We start from the raw sequence: 4,570 nt of genomic DNA on the forward strand, positions 1-4,570 counted from the left end.
GGCCACATTTTCTTAAAGTATGCCAAAACGGTTATTAATCTAACGGACCAAGTCTACGTCGACTGTCACCAACTTACCGGCACCGTTCAAAGTATTCGCCTTGGCACTTCACTCCTTCATCCCAGTACTCCCTTCATGCCAACCTGGAATAAGATCAAAGGAAAGCTTCCCAATTATCAATTACAAATTGTTCAACTACCCGGTGACCTGGTTGCCAGTAATCGGGAATATTCGATGCTAGGCCATGACTGCGACATCATGATTGGAACCTTTGACCAAGCCACCACCAGGAAACTAGTCAACGCTATCCCACTGGGAGCTTATCGGTTTGGCATCGCCGTCCGTAGCGACAACCCACTGGCTACTAAGAAGGAGGTTTCAATTGCCGACCTGCAAGGTCAAACCTTATTGATGGTGCCAACTGGAATTAGCGAAAAAAACGACCAGCTGCGCCAAGAAATCTTGAAAATTGATCCCAATATTTCTATTAAGGACACTGCTGGTCGCTATGATATTAATGTTTTCAACCAAGCCGTTGCCGAAAATGATGCTCTAATCAATCTAACACCCTGGAAAAATATCCACCCCAGTTTGGTCACCATCCCTCTACGAACGAAAATCAAAGTCGAATACGGTATCCTGGCTGCTAAAAATGCTGAGAATCGGGTTCGTCATTTTATGCAGCTAGTTAGCCACCTCATCGTTTCAGCTTGAAATAACGGGCAAATTGACTTGCTGCTAAACGTGCTACTAAGGATCATGAGAATGGCTTAGCAACAATCATCTTGAAATATGATTGCTTCAATATACTTTTTGCCTTATTTAAACAATAAGTCATAATTATTTCTTAGAAAGGATGATAAACATGACAAGCCAGTTAACTGGTTACCAACAAAATGGTCCAAAAGTGGCCTTAAGGTATGACGATGGTCATGATCTGGTCCTTGATGTTTATACGGATGAGATTATTCGAGTATTTATGGACCGGGGCCGCGCTGCTAATTCATATGCTATTGATGGTAATAAACACCGGCACGCCGCCATTATGATCAAAAATAAGGGTGATCATCTCGAACTAAAGACAGCTGCTCTTACCGTCAAAGCCTATAATAATCACTATGTCGACTTCTACGATAACAACGGTCATCCCTTAGTCATTGACTATCGTGGCAAACGTCAACCATTACCAAACGATCTCGATGACGCCCATAAAAAGACAGTCTTAGCTGAAGGACATGATATTAATATTCTCGGCAAAACTAACGAACATTACTATGAAGTTATTAAATCATTACAACCTGATGAAGCCTTTTACGGACTAGGCGATAAGCCTGGCTTTCTCAATAAACGAGGTTATGACTACGATAACTGGAACGTCGATTTTGGCCAGGTCCATGACGAAACTGTCAAGTGTATCTATAAGTCAATTCCCGTAATGTACGGTATTAAGGACAACCACCCATATGGACTTTTCTTCGACAACACCTACAAGAGTCATTTTGATCTCGGCAAAGAAAGTGAAAACTACTACTATTCCGCTGTTGATGGCAATATTGACTACTATGTTATGGGTGGTCAAACTCTAAAAGACGTTGTCGCTAACTACACTTACTTAACCGGTGTAACTCCACTTCCCCAAAAATGGACACTCGGTTACCAGCAATCTCGTTGGGGCTACAGTATCAGCGATAAGCGAGTAGAAAAGATTGCAGATGGCTTTGAAAAGTACCACCTTCCCATTGATGTCATTCACCTTGATATCGACTACATGCGTGGCTACCGTGATTTCACTTGGGATACTACCAAGTATGCTAATCCTAAACAATTTGTAACCAAAATGCGTAAACGAGGGATTCGACTCGTGCCTATTCTGGATGCCGGTGTTAAAAAGGATGACAATGATTATCAAATTTACGAAGAAGGTCTTAAAAAGGGCTATTTCGTTAAAAAACCAGACGGGACCGTTTACTTGGGTCGAGTGTGGCCCGGTAAGGCTGCTTTCCCTGACTTTGGACAACCAAAAGTTCGTGCTTGGTGGGCTAAACACATCAAGTTCTTCGCCGACTTAAATGTTGGTGGCATCTGGAATGATATGAACGAGCCGGCATCGTTTGATGGTGAACTGCCAAATGATCTTATTTTTAGTAATGGTAATAAAAAGAGTACTCATGCTAAAATGCATAACGTCTTTGGTCAGTTACAAGCTCAAGCTGCCTATGATGGCATGCGGACCGCTACTGGAAAACGTCCGTTTATCATCACCCGGGCTGCCTATGCCGGTGTTCAAAAATATTCAACCGTCTGGACCGGTGACAACCAATCGATTTGGTCCAACTTGCAACTCTCCATTCCACAATTGACCAGTCTTGGCTTAAGCGGCATTGCTATTGCTGGTACCGACATTGGTGGGTTCCAAAAGGATACTACGCCGGAATTACTGATTCGTTGGTTAGAAGCATCATTGTTTGTCCCACTATTCCGGAATCATTCTGAGATGGGAACCCGTTATCAAGAGCCATGGCAATTTGACCGGTTAACGTTAGACATTTATCGTGACTATCTCAACCTGCGCTACCGTTTTGTCCCATTTCTTTATGATCAATTCCGGAATGAAACCAAATCTGGTTTACCGGTAATGCGGCCACTAGTCCTTAATTATGACCAAGATCCAAGCGTTCGCCAAATCAATGATGAATACATGGTAGGAACTAGTATTTTAGTAGCTCCCATTGTCAACCAAGGTACCACGCAACGTTTAGTTTATCTGCCAGCTGGTAAATGGATTGATTTCTGGAACAATGCAGAATACGCTGGGCAGCAAACCATAATAATGGATGCCCCTCTTGAAAGATTGCCTCTATTTATTAAAGCTGACACAATCCTGCCGTGGGGCAATAAGGTTAAACACATTAGTGACAAGCCTGAAAAAGTAATGACTTTCCGTCTCTTTGGTGAGCATGGCACTTATGAACACTATCAAGACGATGGACTAGACTTTAACTACCAAAACGGTGAATATAACCAATATGCTATTACTGTTGCTCCCACTGGTCAGGTAACTGTTAAGTTAGCCCAGCATGGTTACCAACCGACATATCAATATATCTATGTTAAAACCAATAATGGTCGATCAATTTTTAAATATGACCCAACAACAGAAAATTATTTGCGTTCTAAATAGAATGTAATAATGATAGGGAATTCTGGCAAACTAAATTAAAACAATAAGGCCCTTAAAGCTCGGATAAATCGAACTCTGAGGGCCTTATATTTTGTTCAAAGGAAAGCAAAAGCAAAATAGTCTCTGTTACGATTTCTGCTACCACAATCAATGATTTGATGGCTTGATTGCTCTCCTGTTCTTAAATCTACCTAAATTGTAAGAAGAAGCTGAAAATGGAACAATTCAAATTAGTAATCACTTTTATTAGTTATTCTTATTAATAAGGCCAACAAAATTGTCAATTCTCGCCAAGTTCACGGCTATAATATCTAGCAACACCAATTAAGTTATCCAAGTTTTCACCTAGCTCTAGTATTCATCAGTTTGTTAATGATGATGACAACATTAAAGTCAATCTAGGTCATGAAGGTTATTTCCCTCTGTGTATCAAAGTCGAGGCCTTCATGATCATTTTTTATTTAATCGACAGCTGCTTTAACCCAACTTACCAAGTTTACTCAAACTTGATGTTCGTCAATTTAATAATTACCAATCATTTCTATAATCACGGTACAAGGAGGTTAAGGCAATGGTTAAAATCCAACAATTTTTTATTCGCAATCGGAAATGGATTGTTATATTGACAACAATCATGCTTGTAATCGCTGAGATTTTTCACTTCTTGATCCCTGTTTCAATCATTTATCAACTGATCATGGTGGTAGTTGGCATTATCGGTATTATTCCCATTCTTCTAACCGCTATTTCGTCCTTTCAACTGAAGCTTATTTCCATTGACGTGCTCGTCACAATTGCCGTCATTGGGGCTTTTATTATCGGTGAATTTAATGAGGCAGCAATTGTAACCTGGCTTTTTATGCTTGGTGAAGTCCTTGAAGATAGTACTTTACATAAAACAAGAGCGGCCGTCAATGACCTCGCCAAGATTGCTCCCAAAACGGCAACCATTGTTACTGAGAATAATGAAATCAAAGAGAAAATGGTTGATTTAGTTAACCCAGGTGAACGGGTTTTAATTAAAACTGGATCACAGGTCCCGGTAGACGGTCAAATTTTAACCGGCAATGCAGTGCTAAATGAAGCCAGTGTCACCGGAGAGTCAAAACTGATCACTAAAAAAGCAGGTGATCAGATCTATGCGGGGACACTCCTAGAAGATGGAACAATTACGGTTAAAACAACTGCTGCCGGTGAAGAAACAACCTTTGGTAAAATTATTGACTTAGTTGAAGAAGCACAAGATTCGCAAACTAAGACCCAACGATTCATCGATCGCTTTTCCAAATACTATACCCCCGCTGTCCTCCTGCTGGGCATTGTCGTTTGGGCATTTTCCCGGAACCTTGAACTGGCCATTACCATCCTCGTTTTGGGCTGCCCCGGCGC

3 protein-coding genes are annotated in these 4,570 nt (G+C 41.1%); all 3 read left to right on the plus strand.

Annotated elements, in window-relative coordinates; all coding sequences use genetic code 11:
• A partial coding sequence (locus ACEYV4_RS09105) for a LysR substrate-binding domain-containing protein (protein WP_373842972.1) occupies window positions 1–714 on the plus strand: 714 nt, incomplete at its 5' end.
• Between the two features lie 151 nt (window positions 715–865).
• Entirely contained in the window at window positions 866–3,181 is a 2,316-nt protein-coding gene (locus tag ACEYV4_RS09110) for a glycoside hydrolase family 31 protein (protein ID WP_373842973.1), read from the plus strand.
• Between the two features lie 571 nt (window positions 3,182–3,752).
• A partial coding sequence (locus ACEYV4_RS09115) for an HAD-IC family P-type ATPase (protein WP_373842974.1) occupies window positions 3,753–4,570 on the plus strand: 818 nt, incomplete at its 3' end.

This window comes from Limosilactobacillus sp., assembly GCF_041859915.1.
In the GTDB taxonomy this organism is placed as follows: Bacteria; Bacillota; Bacilli; order Lactobacillales; family Lactobacillaceae; genus Limosilactobacillus.

Bases quoted from the DNA above. Each gene is read 5' to 3' on its own strand.
- ACEYV4_RS09110 (WP_373842973.1), top strand. From the start codon at position 866: ATGACAAGCCAGTTAACTGGTTACCAACAAAATGGTCCAAAAGTGGCC.